Origin of the sequence: Pseudomonas sp. GM50 (assembly GCF_000282375.1) — a bacterium.
Taxonomy (GTDB): Bacteria; Pseudomonadota; Gammaproteobacteria; order Pseudomonadales; family Pseudomonadaceae; genus Aquipseudomonas.
In genome coordinates this window covers 15,028-33,504 of sequence record NZ_AKJK01000143.1, presented here as the reverse complement: position 1 = coordinate 33,504, position 18,477 = coordinate 15,028, and the positions used below count along the sequence as shown (strand labels likewise).

Annotated in this window: 16 protein-coding genes; 4 read left to right on the top strand and 12 right to left on the bottom strand. The window is 59.1% G+C overall.

What is annotated here, in order from left to right; genetic code table 11:
- The first annotated feature begins 313 nt into the window (after nt 1-313).
- The gene (locus PMI30_RS00760; RefSeq protein ID WP_008015065.1) at nt 314-1,660 is read left to right on the top strand and encodes a Fic family protein; all 1,347 of its coding nucleotides are present in this window, start codon (nt 314-316) and stop codon (nt 1,658-1,660) included.
- 111 nt (nt 1,661-1,771) lie between these two features.
- Here PMI30_RS00760 and PMI30_RS00765 read toward each other — a convergent pair whose 3' ends face one another.
- The 4 genes from PMI30_RS00765 to plsB form a co-directional block, all read right to left on the bottom strand.
- A complete protein-coding gene (locus PMI30_RS00765; protein ID WP_008015064.1) occupies nt 1,772-2,461 on the bottom strand; it encodes a DUF4197 domain-containing protein in 690 nt (229 codons plus the stop codon).
- A gap of 56 nt (nt 2,462-2,517) precedes the next feature.
- Nucleotides 2,518-2,916, bottom strand: coding sequence for a YbaY family lipoprotein (locus tag PMI30_RS00770; protein ID WP_007906368.1), 399 nt, complete (start codon nt 2,914-2,916; stop codon nt 2,518-2,520).
- A 51-nt stretch (nt 2,917-2,967) separates the two neighbouring features.
- Nucleotides 2,968-3,654 carry a hypothetical protein gene (locus tag PMI30_RS00775; RefSeq protein ID WP_008015063.1) on the bottom strand — a complete coding sequence of 229 codons (687 nt, stop codon included), beginning with the start codon at nt 3,652-3,654 and terminating at the stop codon, nt 2,968-2,970.
- Between the two features lie 97 nt (nt 3,655-3,751).
- Nucleotides 3,752-6,250 carry a glycerol-3-phosphate 1-O-acyltransferase PlsB gene (plsB, locus tag PMI30_RS00780; protein WP_008015062.1) on the bottom strand — a complete coding sequence of 833 codons (2,499 nt, stop codon included), beginning with the start codon at nt 6,248-6,250 and terminating at the stop codon, nt 3,752-3,754.
- A 238-nt stretch (nt 6,251-6,488) separates the two neighbouring features.
- Between plsB and PMI30_RS00785 the strand changes: the two genes are divergently transcribed.
- Together PMI30_RS00785 and PMI30_RS30150 are read left to right on the top strand one after the other, a co-directional pair.
- A complete protein-coding gene (locus PMI30_RS00785; protein WP_007906361.1) occupies nt 6,489-6,698 on the top strand; it encodes a cold-shock protein in 210 nt (69 codons plus the stop codon).
- Between the two features lie 241 nt (nt 6,699-6,939).
- Entirely contained in the window at nt 6,940-8,553 is a 1,614-nt protein-coding gene (locus tag PMI30_RS30150) for a hypothetical protein (RefSeq protein WP_008015061.1), read from the top strand.
- A gap of 66 nt (nt 8,554-8,619) precedes the next feature.
- Here PMI30_RS30150 and PMI30_RS00790 read toward each other — a convergent pair whose 3' ends face one another.
- The 4 genes from PMI30_RS00790 to PMI30_RS00805 form a co-directional block, all read right to left on the bottom strand.
- A complete protein-coding gene (locus PMI30_RS00790) occupies nt 8,620-8,997 on the bottom strand; it encodes a hypothetical protein (RefSeq protein ID WP_007897129.1) in 378 nt (125 codons plus the stop codon).
- A gap of 84 nt (nt 8,998-9,081) precedes the next feature.
- Complete coding sequence (locus PMI30_RS00795; RefSeq protein WP_008015060.1) at nt 9,082-9,891, bottom strand: putative RNA methyltransferase; 810 nt, start codon at nt 9,889-9,891, stop codon at nt 9,082-9,084.
- Nucleotides 9,891-11,042 (bottom strand): succinyl-diaminopimelate desuccinylase, encoded by a 1,152-nt coding sequence (gene dapE / locus PMI30_RS00800; RefSeq protein ID WP_008015059.1) that lies wholly within the window; start codon nt 11,040-11,042, stop codon nt 9,891-9,893. Before dapE ends, PMI30_RS00795 begins: the two co-directional genes overlap by 1 nt.
- A gap of 198 nt (nt 11,043-11,240) precedes the next feature.
- A complete protein-coding gene (locus tag PMI30_RS00805) occupies nt 11,241-13,832 on the bottom strand; it encodes a glycosyltransferase (protein WP_008015058.1) in 2,592 nt (863 codons plus the stop codon).
- A 288-nt stretch (nt 13,833-14,120) separates the two neighbouring features.
- Here PMI30_RS00805 and tcdA point away from each other — a divergent pair, with 288 nt between their 5' ends.
- The gene (tcdA, locus tag PMI30_RS00810) at nt 14,121-14,933 is read left to right on the top strand and encodes a tRNA cyclic N6-threonylcarbamoyladenosine(37) synthase TcdA (protein WP_161794720.1); all 813 of its coding nucleotides are present in this window, start codon (nt 14,121-14,123) and stop codon (nt 14,931-14,933) included.
- Between the two features lie 80 nt (nt 14,934-15,013).
- Here the strand turns inward: tcdA and PMI30_RS00815 are convergent, their stop codons facing one another.
- The 4 genes from PMI30_RS00815 to PMI30_RS00830 form a co-directional block, all read right to left on the bottom strand.
- Nucleotides 15,014-15,424, bottom strand: a complete 411-nt coding sequence (locus PMI30_RS00815) for a SufE family protein (protein WP_008015057.1) — start codon at nt 15,422-15,424, stop codon at nt 15,014-15,016.
- Nucleotides 15,421-16,626, bottom strand: a complete 1,206-nt coding sequence (locus PMI30_RS00820; protein WP_008015056.1) for an aminotransferase class V-fold PLP-dependent enzyme — start codon at nt 16,624-16,626, stop codon at nt 15,421-15,423. Before PMI30_RS00820 ends, PMI30_RS00815 begins: the two co-directional genes overlap by 4 nt.
- 170 nt (nt 16,627-16,796) lie before the next feature.
- Complete coding sequence (dapD, locus tag PMI30_RS00825) at nt 16,797-17,831, bottom strand: 2,3,4,5-tetrahydropyridine-2,6-dicarboxylate N-succinyltransferase (RefSeq protein WP_007908005.1); 1,035 nt, start codon at nt 17,829-17,831, stop codon at nt 16,797-16,799.
- Nucleotides 17,832-17,864: 33 nt separating this feature from the next.
- The gene (locus tag PMI30_RS00830; protein WP_008015055.1) at nt 17,865-18,227 is read right to left on the bottom strand and encodes an ArsC family reductase; all 363 of its coding nucleotides are present in this window, start codon (nt 18,225-18,227) and stop codon (nt 17,865-17,867) included.
- Between the last annotated feature and the right edge of the window lie 250 nt (nt 18,228-18,477).

The following is an 18,477-nucleotide window of genomic DNA, read 5'->3' as shown; positions in this document are numbered from 1 at the left end:
TGAGTGGTGAGGGGCGGGTGTATGCCGATGGCTTTTTGTAGGAGCGAGGCTTGCCCGCGAAGACGGCCTGACAGCCGCCCAATCCCTCTCAGACATACACCACCCCACCTGTAGGAGCGAGGCTTGCCCGCGAAGACGGACAGACAACCAACCAATCCCTCTCAGACATACACCACCCCACTTGTAGGAGCGAGGCTCGCCCGCGAAGGCGGTCCAAGCTCCTACACATATTTCAGATCCGTCTGATATTGAGTCAATGTAGGTGCGCTGTTGTACTCAAGACTCAATTTCGTGAGTTTCTGAGCCACCGATAATGAAGAAACCGCCCATGCTGAAGGGCAGATCCGACCCGGTGTTCGATCTGTTGGGGCAGTCGCCCCACAAGGAACGCCTCTCGGACTATCTCGCACTGCTCAAACCTTTGGACGATCAGGGGCGCTATCTTCCATTCGATGAGTTGCGCTACCGCTGGGCGCCGGGGCTGGATTCGAATCTGTGCTGGGCCTTGGTCAAGAAAGGCCGGACCGCGCAGTATTCCAGCATTTTGCCATTGGGCGAGCCCATTCAATGGGGCCAATTTGTGCTGACCCCATTGGCCCAGAAAGCTGTTTCGGCCGTTGATCGACAAGCGACGACAGCAGCGCTGGAATACATGACCGGACAGATCGGCGAGCGCGCGCATTTCAGCTATCTGCTCAACGATCTGATCGAAGACGAAGCGATCAGCAGCAGCCAGCTCGAAGGCGCGGCAACTACCACCCGGGTGGCCAAGGACATGCTCAAGCGCAAGCGCCTGCCGCGTACGCCGGATGAGCGGATGGTCATCGGCAACTACAAGATGATGAACTTCGCCTGGGAAAAGCGTTATGAACCCTTGAACGTCGAGTTGATCACGGCGATGCATCGTGTTGGCGTCGAAGGTATCGATGACCTGCAATATTCACCGGGTGCTTTCAGGGTCAACGATGACGTAGTGGTGCAGGACGGCGAGGGTAATACCGTTCATACGCCGCCCTCCGCGGCGGGGCTCGCGTCACGATTGCAGGTGTTGTCGAAGTGGATCAATCAGCCTCACGACGATCCCGAACGAGTGGATTACCTTCATCCATTGATCAAAGGTATCGCGCTGCATTTTGCGCTGGGTTATGAGCATCCTTTTCGCGATGGCAACGGTCGGGTCGCGCGGGCACTGTTTTACTGGTTCATGTTCAAGAATGACTTCTCGGCCTTTCGCTACATCGCGATCAGCCTGTTGCTGCGCAACGCGCCGGTAAAATACGGGCGCTCGTATCTGACTACCGAAGCCGATGATCTGGACCTGACCTATTTCATCGATTTCCAGTGTTCAGTCATCTTCCGGGCAGTCAGCGCCTTTACCGAGGCTTATCGAAAAAGCCTGGCCTACACCGAAAGCTTTGATCGATGGCTGCTGGCATCAGGTTTTTTCGATCAGCTCACCGAGAAACAGCGAGCCGTATACCAAGTGGCCAAGAGTGGAATGGCCAAGGAGTTCACGGCGGTCAATGTGAAGGAGAATCTGAGCTGCTCTTACAACACCGCGTCGGCCACCCTGAACGGGTTGGTTGAGTTGAAGGTATTCGAGAAAAGGAAGATGGGGCGCGAGTGGGTGTTCTTCTTGCGGGCAGCGTCGGCGGTCTGATCTTTTGTGGGAGCGAGCCTGCTCGCGATAAGGCCGTGTCAGTCGACATCAACTGTGACTGACACACCGCAATCGCGAGCAGGCTCGCTCCCACAGGATCGGAGTTGAGGTTTAGAGCGTACCAAACACCTTCTTCGCCAAACTGGTTGCCGCCGCCGCAGGGTTCTGGCGAATGGTTTCTTCCTGTTTGCCAATCATCTCGAACAAACCGTTCAACGCCTGCTCGGTCACGTAGCTTTCGATGTTGGCATTTTTCGCATCCAGCGCGCCCAAGGTCGCGGCTTGTCCGGCGAATGCGTTGTACTGCTGGGCCAAACCGACCTGGTCGGTGGCTTGTTTGACGATCGGCAGGAACTTGATGCGGATCTGCTCGCGGCTGGTTTTACTCAGGTACTGAGTCGCCGAGTCCTTGCCGCCGCTGAGGATCCCCTTGGCATCTTCCACGGTCATCTTCTTCACCGCATCCACCAGAATCGGCTGAGCCTGTGTCACGGCCGTTTCAGCCGCTTTGTTCATACTGGTTTCCAGTTGATCGACTTGATCGCCCATGCCGAACTGTTTCATTTTCTTGGCGACTTTACCCAGTTTTCCCGGCAGTTCGATCTTCACGTCCGGGTTGTTGCTGAAGCCGCCGGGTGTGCCGAGTTGTTTAACGGCCAGTTGCGCGCCTTGGGTCAGAGCGTCCTTGAGACCTGCGCTGGCGTCTTGTTGCGACAGGTCACTGAGAGACCCTGCCAGGGCGTTGGCGCAGATCATCAAGCCTGCGCATAGGCCGGCGAAGCGAAGGGTAGGGCGGAGCATGGCGGCTTCCTTATTTAGAAAAAAAAGGCTCAGAAAAAAAGGTTCAGCAAATAGAATTAGCGGGCCGCGTCGACGCGGATTTTCAGGGGTTGCCGATCTTTGCCGTCCAGTTGCACGGTGTGATTTTCAGTGGTGATGAACATCAGCTCGCCATTGACTTCGATGCGCGCGCTGACCGAGTAGCGGTGGCCGGGTTTGACCTGTGCCGGATCGTAGCTCAAATGGAACGGCAACGGCACCTGGCCTTTGACCGGACCTTTCTGCTCGTCGAGCACTACCGCGGGTGCGTCGGCCAGGGACACATCTTGCAAGCTGACGCTCAAGGTTGCACTCGGTGGCAGGGCGATGCGTTGCAAGTAGAACACTTCGCCGTCGAGGCTGGCGTTGGCGGTCGGTTGTGTCGACTGGCAGGCACCGAGCAGGGTAGTCAGCAGGACGAGAGGGAGTTTTTTCATTCGGAGCCTCTATGACATAAGCGCCGGAAGAAGCCCGGCGCTCAAAGGAATTTAGCGGATTTTGCCAAAATCGTCCGTGAACAAACGTAATGGCCGGGTCAGCCACTGGTAAAACATCTGTAACCGACTTGAACGTGGCAAGTACGATGCCGGTGCAAGTTCGACCTGACTTGGAGACACGCTAATACGTTGGTGATAACGATTTTCGATGCCGGTCAGTGCGTAACGTTTGCCGGGTAATACGCTATCCGGATCGTACTTCAGGTAAAACGAAGTGGCGGTTTGTTCATTGTGGCTGACGCGAACCAGTTGAACTTCAGGTTGCTCGCTTTCATGCAGGCTGATAGTCACGGCCTGTTCTGTCGCGAAGGCCGCAGGCTCTTGAGCTTCGATATACAAAAGCCCGATCGGGCTCAAATGCAGGGTCTGGCGATGGGGCAGCCGATTCACGATAACGAAGTAATCCTGTTCCAGCAGTAACGCCTGTCGATTGTGGAACATCTGGATGTTGATCTGATACTTGACGCTGATTTTGCTGTAGAGGTGTGGGAATGAAAAATCCCATTGGCCATCGGCAATTGAAGGATGGTGCCAGTCCAGCACTTTTATCGGCGGCGTTGAGTTGGCAGTCTGTACGCTGATAACGGTTTCGCGCTCGCCATCATCGGCGGCGACAAAGTCTGGAGGTAGGCTGAAAGTTACAGTGATGTGCGGATTCGTATCAATTAAGAGGCTCATCGCGATGTCCTTATCGTGATCGGTTAAAAGAGCCTATTAATTCATGAATCAGGTAACCGGAAAACATCCGTGCGTTCCGGTTAGTTATCTGCACGTTTCAGACTTCGGTAAGTGCACCGGTTTCTGCCGCATCTTCACTGCGGTGCAGCGCCACCTGACGGATCGACAAACGAATCTCCGCGGGCAATACCCGTTTGGCCGCGCCTTCGGCCAATTCGCCGAGCAGCTCGTGATAGCTCAACTTGCCGGCTTCGTCGCGGCGCAGCACGTCGAGGTCCAGCATCGTCTGGATGAAGTGACGGAACAGGCTCTTGTCGAAGAACTCCGGGGCGTTCAGGCCATGGAGGATCGACAGGCGCTGGGCCATGACCGTGCACAGATCTTCCAGTTCTTCGGCGCTGATGCTGTTCTGGCCGCTGTTGAGCAGCAAGGAAACGGTCATGTAGAAGCGTTGCAAGGTCTGGGCGATGCTTTTCGACAGCAGCGTCAGCAGCACGAAATGCCGTGAGCTCGGTGCCGGACGCAGGTACACGTCTTTCTCGAAACGCAGCAGGCCTTGCTCGACGAAGGCTTCGAGCCATTGATCGATAACGCCATCGAGTTCGTCCATCGACCAGCGAATGAACAGTTCCGATTGCAGGTACGGATACAGCGCGCGGGTGTAGCGCAGGATTTGCTCGCGGCTCATGCGCGAGGTGCTCTGGAAGAAACTCGCCAGCAACGACGGCAACGCGAAGATGTGCAGCACGTTGTTGCGGTAGTAGGTCATCAGGACGGCGTTTTGTTCGTCCAGGTACAGAATCTTGCCCAGCGCATCGCTTTGCTCGGACAGCAGGTCCATGTCTTTCACGTGCTCGATCAGCGCCCGACCATCGCCCTCCGGCAGGGTGGTGTGCGAGGAGTAGGGGACCTTGCGCAACAACGCCAGATACAGATCGAGCACCCGCGCCATGGCGCGATCGTCCAGGGCCAGACGGCTGGTGGACAGCAACGCCAGAGCCACCAGATTCACCGGGTTGATCGCTGCCGCTTCATTCAAATGCTGCGCGACTTTCTCACCCAGGCGGTTGGTGGTTTCGTTGAGCCAGGCCGGTTTGAACTGTGGCCCGAGCTCCTGTTGGCGCCAGTCTGGCTGTTCGCTGTCGAGGAACTCCGCCAGTTTGATCGGCTCACCGAAGTTGACCGCGACCTGCCCGAAGCGCTGTTTGAGCGCGCCGATGACTTTGAAGATATCGAAAATCGATTCTTTCTTCTTGCTCGCGCCACGCAATTCGCCGAGGTAGGTGCGGCCTTCCAGCACACGCTCATAACCGATGTACACCGGCACGAAGACGATCGGCATGCGCGACGAACGCAGGAAGCTGCGCAGAGTGATCGCGAGCATCCCGGTTTTCGGTTGCAGCATGCGCCCGGTGCGCGAACGGCCGCCCTCGACGAAGTACTCGACCGGGAAGCCTTTGGTGAACAGGGTGTGCAGGTATTCGTTGAACACCGAGGTATAGAGCGGGTTGCCCTTGAAGGTGCGGCGCATGAAGAACGCGCCACCACGCCGTAGCAGGCTACCGATCACCGGCATGTTGAGGTTGATCCCGGCGGCAATGTGCGGTGGGGTCAGGCCGTTGCGAAACAGCAAATAGGAGAGCAGCAGGTAGTCGATGTGGCTGCGATGGCACGGCACGTAGATCACTTCGTGACCCTGGGCGACTTTCTGCACACCTTCGATGTGGTTGACCTTGATGCCGTCGTAGATCTTGTTCCAGAACCAGCTCAGCACCACTTCCAGAAAACGGATCGCGGTGTAGGTGTAGTCCGAGGCGATCTCGTTGCCGTAGCGCAAGGCCTGGGCCTTGGCTTTTTCCGGCGAGATGTTCTCGCGCTCGGCTTCGTCGAGGATCGCCTGTTTGACCAATGGCTGATTGAGCAGGCCTTTGACCAGGTTGCGGCGGTGGGAAATGTCCGGGCCGATCACCGCGGCTTTCAGGTTGCGAAAGTGCACCCGCAGGATCCGCTGGGCCATGCGCACAGTGCGCTCGTGGCCTTTGTTGTGATCGATCAGTTCACGCAGATGAATCGGCGCCGAGAACTGCACCCGGGTCTTGCGTCCCAGCACGATGATGCTCAGCAGACGACGCAAACGCCCGGTGACCGCCCAGCTGTCGGCGAACAGCAGTTTCCACGGGCTCGACTCGCTGTCCGGCGATTGGCCCCAGAACACGCTGACTGGAATGATCTGCGCGTCTTCGGCGGCGTTCTGGCTCAGGGCGCTGACCAGACGGGTCAGGGTCGGTGGCGCACCGCGTTTGTCCTGACGGCCGAGCCAATCGGGCTCCGGCGTCAGGTAAAAGAATGCAGCGGGTTCCACCAACGCACCCACCGATACCGGCAACACCGGGCGCGGCAGGCCGGCCTTGCTGCACTCGGTATCGACCACGGCGAGGTCGGTCAGTGAAGGATTTTGCAGGACGTAGAACACCGGCCGGCTGCGGTCGAGGTCAAGGGTGAACGACGACTGATTGATCGTCTCCGAGCGAACCCAGAGGTACAGCAGTCGGCGCAGGGTGCCAAACACAAGACGGCGGAACGGGGAACGGGTCATACGGCTTCTGCGTGAGTGGAAAAAACCAAGCAATCGCTCGGGCGGGCGATAGTGTGCCGTATTCGTCGAAAATCGGCAAAAAAGCGGCGAAGTAAACTTGAGTTGAGAGTTTTTGCGCCTGTCATATAATCGGCGGTCTGTCGCCGGGGCCCTTTTATGGACGTCGGGGGCAGGCTGACGTTCCTCAAAGGCTTTCCTGCGAAAAGCCCGTTCAATAATAAAAAAGGAGTATGAACAGATGGCAACACGTGAAACAGGCAGCGTGAAGTGGTTCAACGACGCCAAAGGCTACGGCTTCATTCAGCGCGAGGACGGGGTGGACGTGTTCGTGCACTACCGCGCGATTCGCGGCGAAGGGCATCGGTCGCTGACTGAAGGCCAGCAGGTCGAGTATGGGGTGGTGACGGGGGAGAAAGGTTTACAGGCTGAGGATGTTGTAGGCTTGTAAACCTCAAGATCAAAAGATCGCAGCCTTCGGCAGCTCCTACAGGGCTTTGTGTACACCTGTAGGAGCTGCCGAAGGCTGCGATCTTTTTTGCGAACGAGTAAAACCTGAAAGCAATGCTGTATGGATTGCCACCTGTCAGTTCTGACAGTAGACGGTTTTTGCCCTCAAGCCTACCCTCGCGGAACACGGTCCCTGGAATCAGAGTTTTCAGGGCTTTGCTCCGTTCGAGAGGAAAGCGGTCATGTGGAAGAGTATTTCGATTTTGCTGATCTTGGGTGTTGCTGGATGCTCGGTGCAACCCACTTCCACAAATGTCCCGCCCGCACCCTCCATCCGAGCAATGACAGCCCTGTCATCACCGCAACAGGACGATCTCCAGAGTATTTCCGCTGCGCAGCCGCCGGTATTCAAGGTGGTCGAAGCGCCAGCCGGCGAGTTGAACGCCGATACCCTAGGCACCGAGGCCAACGTGCAGGTCAGTTACCCGAACCTGGCGCCAAGGGATACCGTCGGCGTGCGCCTGACCGGCGTGGCACTGCGTGATGCACCAATCCAGACTGTGTCCATCGTGGGCACGCTGACGTTCAAGTTGCCCAAGGCGTGGGTGACTGAAAACAAGGGGCGTACGGTCAACCTGACCTACACCTACAAGGTCGGCGGGGCCGGAAATCTGATCACCTCGTCGCCGTTGAGCATCCGTGTGGTGGGCGCTCAGGGCCTGAATGTGTTCAAGGTGGTCGAAGCGCCAGCCGGCGAGTTGAACGCCGATAACTTAGGCACCGAGGCCAACGTGCAGGTCAGTTACCCGAACCTGGCGCCAAGGGACACCGTCGGCGTGCGCCTGACCGGCGTGGCACTGCGTGATGCGCCAATACAGACCGTGCCCACCGTGGGCACGCTGACGTTCAAGTTGCCCAAGGCGTGGGTGACTGAAAACAAGGGGCGTACGGTCAACTTGACGTACACCTACAAGGTCGGCGGGGTCGGAAATCTGATCACCTCGTCGCCGTTGAGCATCCGGATTGTGGGTGCAGTGTCTGTAGGAGACGGTCAACGAGTTGCCAATGACCTTAATGGGCAATATGCCGATATTCGGCAAAATTGCGGCAATGCTGCGCTGCCCGCTGTGTTGTGCTCGGGTGTCATGTTGCGAGCGACGATTAACGGTACCGGGTATCGCGCCTGGAATCCCAGCCCGCTCTCACAGCAGAACGGTGGCGTTTCGTTTTTTTACCTGCGCAAGGATGCGGCCTTCAAAGCGTTTCCTTCCATCTATCCGAATACCAGTGGGATCGTCTTTTTCCCGACACAGCAACGCCCGGCAGGTACGGTGGACATTCCGGTTCTTTGTTTCTTTCCCTTGGACGGAGGCTCTGATATCAGGACCGATCAAGGTTGCGGTGTATCCAGTAATTATCCTTCCGTCAGCCGTTCATGCGAGTTGCAGGGCATTACCACGGCAGCAGGTTGGCTGACTCATTACAACCAGGGAACCGGGGTACAGAAATATCAGCGCGCCTGCAGTTTCAATGTCCGGCTCAGCCAGGGAGCAGCGGCGGCGAATGCATTTTATCAGGGCATTCTGGCGATGAAGTTGCTGGGCACCGGCTCTTTCAATACCTGGGATGAAATCCGCTTGGCCACCTGGCCGCAGAACATTCACGCGACCATTCCGATCAAGGCGTTCTTTTACACGAGCAATGGTTTGGCGGATGCCAGATTTAATCAACAGGACTTTTACAAGTACTCAGGCAAAGCGGTACCGATCATCAAACTGACATTGCCCAGAACGACGGCCGAATCAGCCCGGTTCGAATTCAACAAGGCTGACCAGTCAGTGGGCAATTGGAACTGATTGGAGCCTGAGTAGCCCGCAGATCCTGTCTTCATCAGGATCTGCGGGCGAACGAGAGGGGAAGAGTCAGGCCGTTTTCCAGGTGATCTCTTCTTCACCATCGGCGCTGATCCGCATCCAGCGATCGGCTGTCTCTTCACCTTCTTCCTCGACCCAGCTACCCGGCGCGCAACGCACTTCGACGTTCAGCGCGGCAAAGGCCGCGCGGGCGCAGGCGATGTCGTCTTCCCATGGGGTCTGGTCGCTTTCCAGGTACAGGCTGTTCCATTTGCCGACGGCTTTCGGCAGCCAGGTGACCGGCACATTGCCGGCCTTGCACTTGTAGGTCTGACCTTTCTGAACCCAGTCGGTGCAGGGGCCTAAAGCTGCGCCGAGCCAGGCCGCGATGGCCTTGTAGTCGACGTCGGCGTCTTTCAGGTAAATCTCGATATCGGGTTGGCGCATGGATGTCCTCACTGCGGGTCTGAAAAATCCATTCGCGGATTTAGCCGGCCTCAAGCAGTTTGCTCAAGACCAAAATTCAAGGGTTTATTGAAGAACAAAATAATCGTAGCGCATCGACACGGTGACCTCGAACGGCTCGGCCTGTTCGATGACTGCTGCCCGGCGTTCGGCACTGGCGCGCCAGCCGTGGGGTGTCATGGCCAACAGGTTCGCGCGATCCTGACCATTAACCAGCGTCAGTTTGAATTCCAGGGTTTCGCTGTGCTGCAGCACCATGCCTTCCGGCACCAGCGCCAAATGCTTGTCGTCGGTGTACTCGCGCACTTCGTCGTATAGCCGCTCACGCAATTCCATCAGATGGCCGCTGGTCGGCCCGACTTTCATCAGGCCGCCGCCGGGGCTGAGCAGGCGTTTGGCTTCTTCCCAGTCCAGCGGGCTGAAAACACTGGCGAGAAACTGACAACTGCCGGAGGCCAACGGCACCCGCGCCATGCTGGCGATCAACCAGGTCAGCGCTGGGTTGCGTTTGCAGGCGCGTTTGACCGCTTCCCGGGAAATGTCCAGCGCATAGCCATCGGCATTGGGCAAGGCTTCGGCGATTTGCGCGGTGTAGTAACCCTCGCCACAACCGATGTCCAGCCAGCGCTGGGGCGCGTACTGCGCCGCCAGTTCCGCCAGACGCTTGGCCACCGGCGCGTAATGGCCGGCATTCAAAAAGTCGCGACGGGCTTCGACCATCGCCAGGTTATCCCCAGGGTCGCGGCTGTTTTTATGCTGCACCGGCAACAGGTTCAGGTAACCCTGCCGCGCACGGTCGAAACGATGCCCGGCGGGGCAGGCCACGCCGTTGTCCACCGCGTTCAGCGGTTCGCTGCAGATCGGACACGCGAGCATCAGGCGAGCAACTTGATCAGGGTCTGGTAGTAGATTTCGGTCAGCACGTCGAGGTCGGCCGCCAGCACGCGCTCGTTGACCTGGTGAATCGTCGCGTTGACCGGGCCCAGTTCGACAACCTGAGTACCCATGGTCGCGATGAAGCGCCCGTCGGAAGTACCGCCGCTGGTGGACGCCTTGGTCTCGCGACCGGTGATGTCCTTGATGCTCGCCGATACCGCGTCGAGCAGGGCACCCGGTTCGGTGAGGAACGGCAGGCCGGACAGCGCCCAGTCGATGTGCCAGTCCAGACCATGCTTGTCGAGAATATCGGCGACGCGCTTTTGCAGGCCTTCGACGGTGGATTCGGTGGAGAAGCGGAAGTTGAACACCGCCACCAGATCACCCGGGATCACGTTGGTCGCGCCAGTGCCGGAATTGACGTTGGAAATCTGGAAACTGGTCGGCGGGAAGAAATCGTTGCCGTGGTCCCAGTGCTCGGCGGCGAGCTCGGCCAGCGCCGGGGCAGCGAGGTGGATCGGGTTCTTTGCCAGGTGCGGATAGGCCACGTGACCCTGCACACCGCGCACGGTCAATTTGGCGCCGAGGGAACCGCGACGGCCGTTCTTGACCACGTCACCCACCAGGGTAGTGCTCGACGGTTCGCCGACGATGCACCAGTCCAGACGTTCTTTACGGGCGACGAGGCGCTCGATCACAGCTTTGGTGCCGTGGTGCGCCGGGCCTTCTTCGTCGCTGGTGATCAGGAACGCGACCTTGCCCTTGTGATCCGGGTAATCGGTGACGAAACGCTCTGCTGCCACGGTCATGGAGGCGAGGCTGCCTTTCATGTCCGCCGCGCCACGACCGCACAACATGCCGTGTTCGTCGATCACCGCGTTGAACGGGTCGATCTGCCAAGCGGTTACCGGACCGGTCGGGACTACGTCGGTGTGGCCGGCGAAGCACAGCACTGGACCTTCGTGTTTACCGTGGGTCGCCCAGAAGTTATCCACATCTTCGATGCGCATCGGTTCCAGTTTGAAACCGGCATCGCCCAGGCGCTGCATCATCTGCTTCTGGCAATCGGCGTCGACCGGCGTCACGGACGGACGGCGGATCAGGTCGATGGCGAGTTGGAGGGTCGGCGAAAGGTCGGCGTGGGCCGTCATGGGAAAAACTCCGGAGCTTTTATTTGTAGGAGCGAGGCTTGCCCGCGAAGAACGATAATGAGGTGCATCTGTTACACCGAGTCGCTTCATTCGCGGGCAAGCCTCGCTCCTACAGGAATTGAGGCAGGCGCGCAAAATGGCGGTTATCTTAAAGCAAAACGGCGGCCATTGGCCGCCGTTTAGTGCATCTGTACTGATTTAGACCGCCGGTGCGGTCGTGGCTTCAGCCACCGGTTTGGGCAGCGACGACAGGAACGCCATGATCAGCGCCGCCAGGTATGGCAGCGACTGCACCAGCAACATGGTCACCCAGAAGCGCATGTCGTTGCTCGGCAGGCCCTGCACCAGGAAGATCCCCAGCGCCGCGCCCCACAACAGCAGCATGATGAACATCTCTTCGCGTGCTTCCGAAATGGCTACCCAGAAGCCGTGATTATCGGCGTTTTTCGGGGTACGGAAGAACGGAATGCTGCTGGTGAAGAAACCGTACAGCACCGCTTTGGCGATGGTGTGCGACAACGCCAGCCCTGCCAATGCCGCGCAGAACGCATCCTTGAGGTTGACCCCGACCGCACGGCGGTACAGGAAGATGATCTTGCCGACCTTGAACACGAACAGCGCCAATGGCGGGATCGCGAAAATCAACAACGGCGGATCGACCCGTTGCGGCACGATGATCATCGCTGCCGACCACAACAGTGCGCCGACGGTGAAGAAGATGTTCATGCCGTCCGCCACCCACGGCAACCAACCCGCGAGGAAGTGGTAACGCTGGCCACGGGTCAGTTCGGTGTCCTTGCCGCGCAGCAGGCTGGCGGTGTGACGCTTGATGATCTGAATCGCCCCGTAGGCCCAGCGGAAACGCTGTTTCTTGAAGTCGATGAAGGTATCGGGCATCAGGCCCTTGCCGTAGCTGTCGTGGTAATACGCCGCCGACAGACCTTTTTCGAACACGCGCAGACCCAACTCGGCGTCTTCACAGATGCACCAGTCGGCCCAGCCCAGTTCCTCGAGTACCGAGCGCCGGGTCATGGTCATGGTGCCGTGCTGGATGATCGCGTCACGGTCGTTGCGGGTGACCATGCCGATGTGGAAGAAGCCTTTGTATTCCGCGTAGCAGAGCTTCTTGAAGGTGCTTTCGTTCTGGTCGCGGTAATCCTGTGGCGACTGCACCACGGCGATTTTCGGGTCGGCGAAGTGCGGCACCATGTGCTTGAGCCAATTCGGGTCGACGCAGTAGTCCGAGTCGATCACCGCAATCACTTCGGCATCCTTGGCGGTGTGCGGAATCAGGTAATTCAGCGCGCCGCCCTTGAAACCGGCCAACGGTGCCACGTGGAAGAACTTGAAGCGCGGGCCGAGGGTTTCGCAATAATCGCGCACCGGTTCCCAGACCGCCGGGTCTTTGGTGTTGTTGTCGATGATCAGGACTTCGAAGTCCGGATAGTCGAGGTTGGCCAGGGCGTTGAGGGTCTGTTTGACCATCTCCGGCGGCTCGTTGTAGCAAGGTACGTGAATCGACACTTTCGGTCGGTAGTCCGAATCACCCACCACTGGCAGGAATTCACGCCGGCGTTTGTGGGTCCAGACCGCTTCGGCCAGTTCGTGGGCTTCGGTCAGCAGAACGATAAACACCCCGAGTGCACCGAGGGCGAGCAAGAAGCCCACCGTCAGGCTGAACCAGGTGCTGTATTGCTGGCTGTAGTCGTATCCGATCCACACCAATACCGAACCGCAGAGGAACGCGATAAAGGTCAGGAAGGTGCGGCCGCGTTGACGCAGGGCCGAGCCGTCAATCATCAGCAGGGTCAGGGACAGCAGTGCCAGCACAACGGAGCCGATAGCCAATACGCGCCATTGCGGGATCGCGACGACCGGGCCTTCGAAGTTGAATTTCTGCTGGCGTGCGGCGTTGAACACGCCCCAGTACGCGCCCACCGAACCTTCGTCGCTGGCTTTCCACGGTTGGTCGAACGCTTCGATCACGAAGTAGTTGAAGCCTTGGCGGTTGAGCTTGTTGACCAACGTGCGCAGGTAAATCGCCTGGTCCGCCGGCGACGCATCGGCGCCACCGCGCATGCGGCCATTGCTCGGCCAGCCGACCTCGGAGAGCAGCAGCGGTTTTTTCGGGAACATCTTTTTCAGGTCACGGGCACGGTCGAGAACGAACTGACCGGCCTTGTCCACCGGAACGAACTCCCAGTAGGGCAGGACGTGAGCCGCGATCAGGTCGACGTGCTTGGCCAGGCTCGGGTTTTCTTCCCAGACGTGCCACTGTTCAGAGGTGGTGACCGGAACCTTTACGGCCGCGCGGACGCGATCCAGGATCAGGCTCAGCTCTGGCGCGGTGATTTCCTTACGGAAGATCGCCTCGTTACCGACAATCACGCGAACCACGCTGCGCGAGGAATTGGCGATTTCGATGGCGCGGGTGATCTCGCGCTCATTGCGCTCTTCGTCCGGGCTGATCCAGATACCCAAGGTCACCCGCAGGCCGAACTCTTCCGCCAGTTTGGGGATGTTCTCCAGCGTGCCGTCGACCGAGTAGGTCCGGATGTTGTCCGTCAGCTTGCTCATGATCTCAAGGTCGCGACGCATTTCATCGTCGGTCGGGTACTGGGCTTTTTGCGGGTACTGGCCTTGTTGAAACGGCGAGTACGAAAAGCCGGAGATCTGCTCAGGCCAGTTGGGGGCGGTGACCGGGCGATTGACCAGCGCCCAGAAACCGGTGAACAAGGCGGCGATTGCAAGAACCACGACCAGGTTGAGTCCAAATTTACGCGATGACATAGCTATTTCAGGTTCCAGGGGCTACTGAACGAAGGAACGGTCGGCGGCCGGCTGCCAAGGGGCGGGGGCGCGCATCCTACACTGGGCGTTCACTGACCGTACAGCGGACAGGGAAATGCCGGACGTTGGGCAATCCAAGTCGACTTAAGTTCTTTGACCGGGACGTTGTAGCCCAATTCCAATAAATTTGTAGGTAATTAAGGCAGTCAAGACCGCCGTTTATAGACCCAAAGATGCTCTTGGCCGCCGACGGCCCTATAATGCGCGCCGGTTTTTGGGGTAATGGTCATGAGTACAGAAGATCCGCGGTTTGCTGGCATTGCCCGCTTGTATGGCATCGAAGGCCTTGAGCGCTTGCGCGCGGCCCATGTGGCGATCGTCGGCGTCGGTGGCGTCGGTTCCTGGGCGGCGGAAGCTGTCGCCCGGTGTGGCGTGGGCGAGATTTCGCTATTCGACCTGGACGACGTCTGTGTCAGCAACGTCAACCGTCAACTGCATGCGCTGGACAGCACTGTCGGCAAGCCCAAGGTCGAGGTGATGGCCGAGCGCCTGCGGGGGATCAACCCGGATTGCACGGTGCATGCGGTGGCGGACTTCGTCACCCGTGAAACCATGGCCGAGTACATCACGCCGAACATCGACTGCGTGATCGACTGCATCGACAGCGTCAACGCCAAAGCCGCGCTGATTGCCTGGTGCAAGCGTCGCAAGATTCAGATCATCACCACCGGCGGCGCGGGCGGGCAGATTGATCCGACACTGATCCAGGTCTGCGACCTGAACCGCACGTTCAACGATCCGTTGGCCTCGAAAGTGCGCTCCACGTTGCGCCGCGACTACGGCTTCTCCCGCACCGTGACCCGCCACTACAGCGTGCCGTGCGTGTTTTCCACCGAGCAACTGCGCTACCCGAAGCCCGATGGCAGCATTTGCTTGCAGAAGAGTTTTGTCGGTGACGGCGTGAAGCTCGACTGCGCCGGGGGCTTTGGCGCGGTGATGATGGTGACGGCGACATTCGGCATGGTCGCGGCGACCAAGGCTGTGGATAAGATTGTGGCGGGTGTGCGGCGCCCGGCGGATCGGGTCAAGCCGGAGGTTTGAAACACCATCCCATGTAGGAGCGAGGCTTGCCCGCGAAGGCGTTTTATCTGTCACACCGCCTTCGCGGGCAAGCCTCGCTCCTACAGGGGCGTAGACAACTCCCGCATCTTCTGTAACACGGCATTCAGGCCATTACTGCGGGACTGGGACAATTGGCGACCCAGCCCCAGCTGATTAAACCAATCCGCCAAATCCACCCGCTGCAACTCAACTGCGGACAAGCCGTTGACCCGTGCCAGCAGCAGCGCCACCAACCCGCGAATCAACCGTGCATCGCTGCTGGCGCTGAATTGCCAATGACCGTCCTGCAGCGCACCGACCAGCCATACCTGGCTTTCACAGCCATGCACGCGGTTGGCCTCGACTTTATCCACATCGCTCAACGGCGGCAGACGGTCACCCCATTGCATCAGCAACCGCGCCCGCTGTTCCCAGCTTGCAGCCTCCTGAAAAGTATCCAGCGCGTTGACGGCATCGGCAGGCAAGGTCATCGCAACAACTCCAGGGCCTGATCCAGCGCTTCAAAAAAGCGCTCAAGGTCTTCGGAGTCGTTGTACAACGCCAACGACACCCGAATCGCCCCGGCCAGTTCAAAGCTTTTGAGCAGCGGCATGGCGCAATGATGACCGGCGCGTACGGCGATTCCCTGTTCGGTCAGCAAATGCGCCAGGTCGGAGTTATGCACACCCTCGACGACAAAACTGGCCAGTGCCAGTTGCGGCTTGCCCAGCAGACGAATGCCGTTGCGCGCTTCAAGGCCTTTGAGCAAATAGTCGTGCAGCGCCGCTTCATGGGCGGACACGGCGTCCTGATCCAGCCCGGCCAGATAATCCAGGGTCGCCCCCAGGCCAATCACGCTGGAAATCGGCGGCGTACCGGCCTCGAACCCCAGCGGCGCGGGACGAAAGCGTGCGTCGTGGTAGTTGGCATCCAGCACCATTTCGCCGCCGAACTGCCACGGACGCAGTTGCTGCAGCGCTTCATGACGACCGAACAGCACGCCCAGGCCATCCGGGCCGTAGAGCTTGTGGCTGGAAAACACATAGAAGTCGCAGCCCAGCGCCTGCACATCATGCCGACCATGGACCACGCCTTGAGCGCCGTCGACCACGGTCAACGCGTTGTGCGCTTTGGCCATCGCCAGTAACGCGGGCAACGGCTGCCAGGCGCCGAGCACGTTGGACAGCTGACTGACCGCCAGCAAACGGGTACGCGGACCGATCAGGTGAGCGGCGGCTTCAAGGTCAATCAAACCGTCGGCATCCAGCGGCAGAATGACCAGTTTCAAGTCGCGACGCTGGGCCAGTTGCTGCCACGGCAACAGGTTGGCGTGATGCTCCAGAGCGCTGATGACAATTTCATCGCCCGGATTGAATACGTGTTCCAGTCCATAGGCCAGGAGGTTCAGCGCGGACGTCGCACCGTGGGTAAAGATGATTTGCCCGCAATCGCCGGTATTGAGCCATTGCGCGACTTTGCTTCGACTGTCTTCGAACGCCTGGGTGGCATGGGCGCCGGGCAAGTGTTGCGCCCGATGCACGTTGGCCGCGCCGTTGGCGTAGTAATGCGCCAGGGCATCCAGCAGGGCTTGAGGTTTTTGCGTGGTGGCGGCGTTGTCCAGATAAGTCTGGTCTTGCCGTTGCAGGGCGGCGATGGCCGGGAAATCGGCGCGCCAGGGAGAGGGAATCATCATGCTATCGGGCCCTGGTGAACATGGGCGGGGTGTACGCCTGACCTGATGGTCGGGTCTACGCCGTACCTGTGTAGGAGCGAAGCTTGCTCGCGAAGGCGTCATTGCTGGCGCCAAAAGCTTCGCGGGCAAGCCTCGCTCCTACAGGTTCAGGTGATCGTTTGACGCTCTGCTTAGTTGTGAGCGTGCAGCGCTTCGTTCAGTTCGATGGCCGATTTGTGGGTTTTGCATTCCACGGCACCGGTCTCCGAATTGCGACGGAACAGCAGGTCAGGTTGACCGGCCAGTTCGCGCGCCTTCACGACTTTGACCAGTTTGTTGTTTTCGTCCAGCAGCGCCACTTTGGTACCAGCGGTCACGTACAGGCCCGATTCAACGGTGTTGCGGTCGCCCAGCGGGATACCGATACCGGCGTTGGCGCCGATCAGGCAGCCTTCGCCGACCTTGATCACGATATTGCCGCCACCCGACAGGGTGCCCATGGTCGAGCAGCCGCCGCCCAGGTCCGAACCCTTGCCAACGAAAACGCCCGCCGACACACGACCTTCGATCATGCCCGGGCCTTCGGTGCCGGCGTTGAAGTTGACGAAACCTTCGTGCATGACGGTGGTGCCTTCGCCCACGTAAGCGCCTAGGCGAATACGTGCCGCGTCAGCGATACGCACGCCGGCCGGTACCACGTAGTCGGTCATTTTCGGGAACTTGTCCACCGAGAACACTTCCAGCAGCTCGCCGCGCAGACGGGCTTCCAGTTGATGTTCGGCCAGTTCGGCCAGGTCGATCGCGCCCTGGCTGGTCCAGGCCACGTTCGGCAGCAACGGGAAGATCCCGGCCAGGTTCAGGCCATGCGGCTTGACCAGGCGATGGGACAGCAGGTGCAGCTTGAGGTAAGCCTCAGGCGTGGAACTCAGCTGTGCATCTTCGGCCAGCAGCGTGGCGACCAGCGGCTTGTGGCTCTCGGCCAGACGGGTCAGCAGTGCCGCTTGTGCAGCGTCGACGCTTTTCAGCGCTTCGGCCAGTTGGGACGCCTGAGCGGTGCTGAAGGCGATGGCCTGATTGCCTTCGGTGTAGCCCAGAACCGGCGCAATGGCGGCGACCAGTTCGGCCGACGGGTTGAGCAGTGGCTGCGCGTAAAACACTTCCAGCCATGCGCCTTGACGGTTTTGAGTGCCGACACCAAAGGCCAGGCTGAACAGGGTAGTGGACATGTTGATACCTCTAACAAAATGGAACGGGCTGCCTTACTTGAGCGCTGCCGCGTAGATATCTGGCTTGAAGCCAATCAGGGTTCGGTCACCGAGATCGAGCACCGGGCGCTTGATCATCGAAGGTTGTGCGAGCATCAGTTCGATGGCTTTGCGCTGGTCGAGATCGGCTTTGCGTTCGTCGTCGAGCTTGCGAAAGGTCGTGCCTGCACGGTTCAACACCACTTGCCAGCCGTGCTCGTCGCACCATTGGCTCAGGTGTTCGCGGTCGATTCCGACCGTTTTGTAATCATGAAAGTCGTAGCTGACAGCGTGTTCATCGAGCCAGGTGCGCGCCTTTTTCATGGTGTCGCAGGCTTTGATGCCGAAAAGGTGCAACGTTTTGCTTGAAACGGTCAAGGAATCGCCCCCTTTGCAGGTGCTGAAAATAAAAGGTGACGGATTATGCCATGACCGGACGGTTTCGCGTCGGCTGTGGTCGGGTTTGTCTTTTCGTCTTGGTTATCCGCTGTTTCATGCGGCATTGGTGCAACGGTCCAGCCTGCAGTCCAGGCGGCTAATATGGCACTTCAATGCTGTCGATTGTGTGCGCTTGAAAGCGCTGCGGACGCAACGCCTGGCCTGGTACGGCCTCAGTCGTCATCACCCG

What these genes read in the sequence shown, in the direction of transcription:
- PMI30_RS00820 (WP_008015056.1), bottom strand. Translation starts at nt 16,626, where the DNA reads ATGATGATTCCCTCTCCCTGGCGCGCCGATTTCCCGGCCATCGCCGCC.
- PMI30_RS00765 (WP_008015064.1), bottom strand. Translation starts at nt 2,461, where the DNA reads ATGCTCCGCCCTACCCTTCGCTTCGCCGGCCTATGCGCAGGCTTGATG.
- PMI30_RS00815 (WP_008015057.1), bottom strand. Translation starts at nt 15,424, where the DNA reads ATGACCTTGCCTGCCGATGCCGTCAACGCGCTGGATACTTTTCAGGAG.
- PMI30_RS00790 (WP_007897129.1), bottom strand. Translation starts at nt 8,997, where the DNA reads ATGCGCCAACCCGATATCGAGATTTACCTGAAAGACGCCGACGTCGAC.
- PMI30_RS00805 (WP_008015058.1), bottom strand. Translation starts at nt 13,832, where the DNA reads ATGTCATCGCGTAAATTTGGACTCAACCTGGTCGTGGTTCTTGCAATC.
- tcdA (WP_161794720.1), top strand. Translation starts at nt 14,121, where the DNA reads ATGAGTACAGAAGATCCGCGGTTTGCTGGCATTGCCCGCTTGTATGGC.
- PMI30_RS00795 (WP_008015060.1), bottom strand. Translation starts at nt 9,891, where the DNA reads ATGCTCGCGTGTCCGATCTGCAGCGAACCGCTGAACGCGGTGGACAAC.
- plsB (WP_008015062.1), bottom strand. Translation starts at nt 6,250, where the DNA reads ATGACCCGTTCCCCGTTCCGCCGTCTTGTGTTTGGCACCCTGCGCCGA.
- PMI30_RS00770 (WP_007906368.1), bottom strand. Translation starts at nt 2,916, where the DNA reads ATGAAAAAACTCCCTCTCGTCCTGCTGACTACCCTGCTCGGTGCCTGC.
- PMI30_RS30150 (WP_008015061.1), top strand. Translation starts at nt 6,940, where the DNA reads ATGTGGAAGAGTATTTCGATTTTGCTGATCTTGGGTGTTGCTGGATGC.
- PMI30_RS00760 (WP_008015065.1), top strand. Translation starts at nt 314, where the DNA reads ATGAAGAAACCGCCCATGCTGAAGGGCAGATCCGACCCGGTGTTCGAT.
- PMI30_RS00785 (WP_007906361.1), top strand. Translation starts at nt 6,489, where the DNA reads ATGGCAACACGTGAAACAGGCAGCGTGAAGTGGTTCAACGACGCCAAA.
- dapD (WP_007908005.1), bottom strand. Translation starts at nt 17,831, where the DNA reads ATGTCCACTACCCTGTTCAGCCTGGCCTTTGGTGTCGGCACTCAAAAC.
- PMI30_RS00775 (WP_008015063.1), bottom strand. Translation starts at nt 3,654, where the DNA reads ATGAGCCTCTTAATTGATACGAATCCGCACATCACTGTAACTTTCAGC.
- dapE (WP_008015059.1), bottom strand. Translation starts at nt 11,042, where the DNA reads ATGACGGCCCACGCCGACCTTTCGCCGACCCTCCAACTCGCCATCGAC.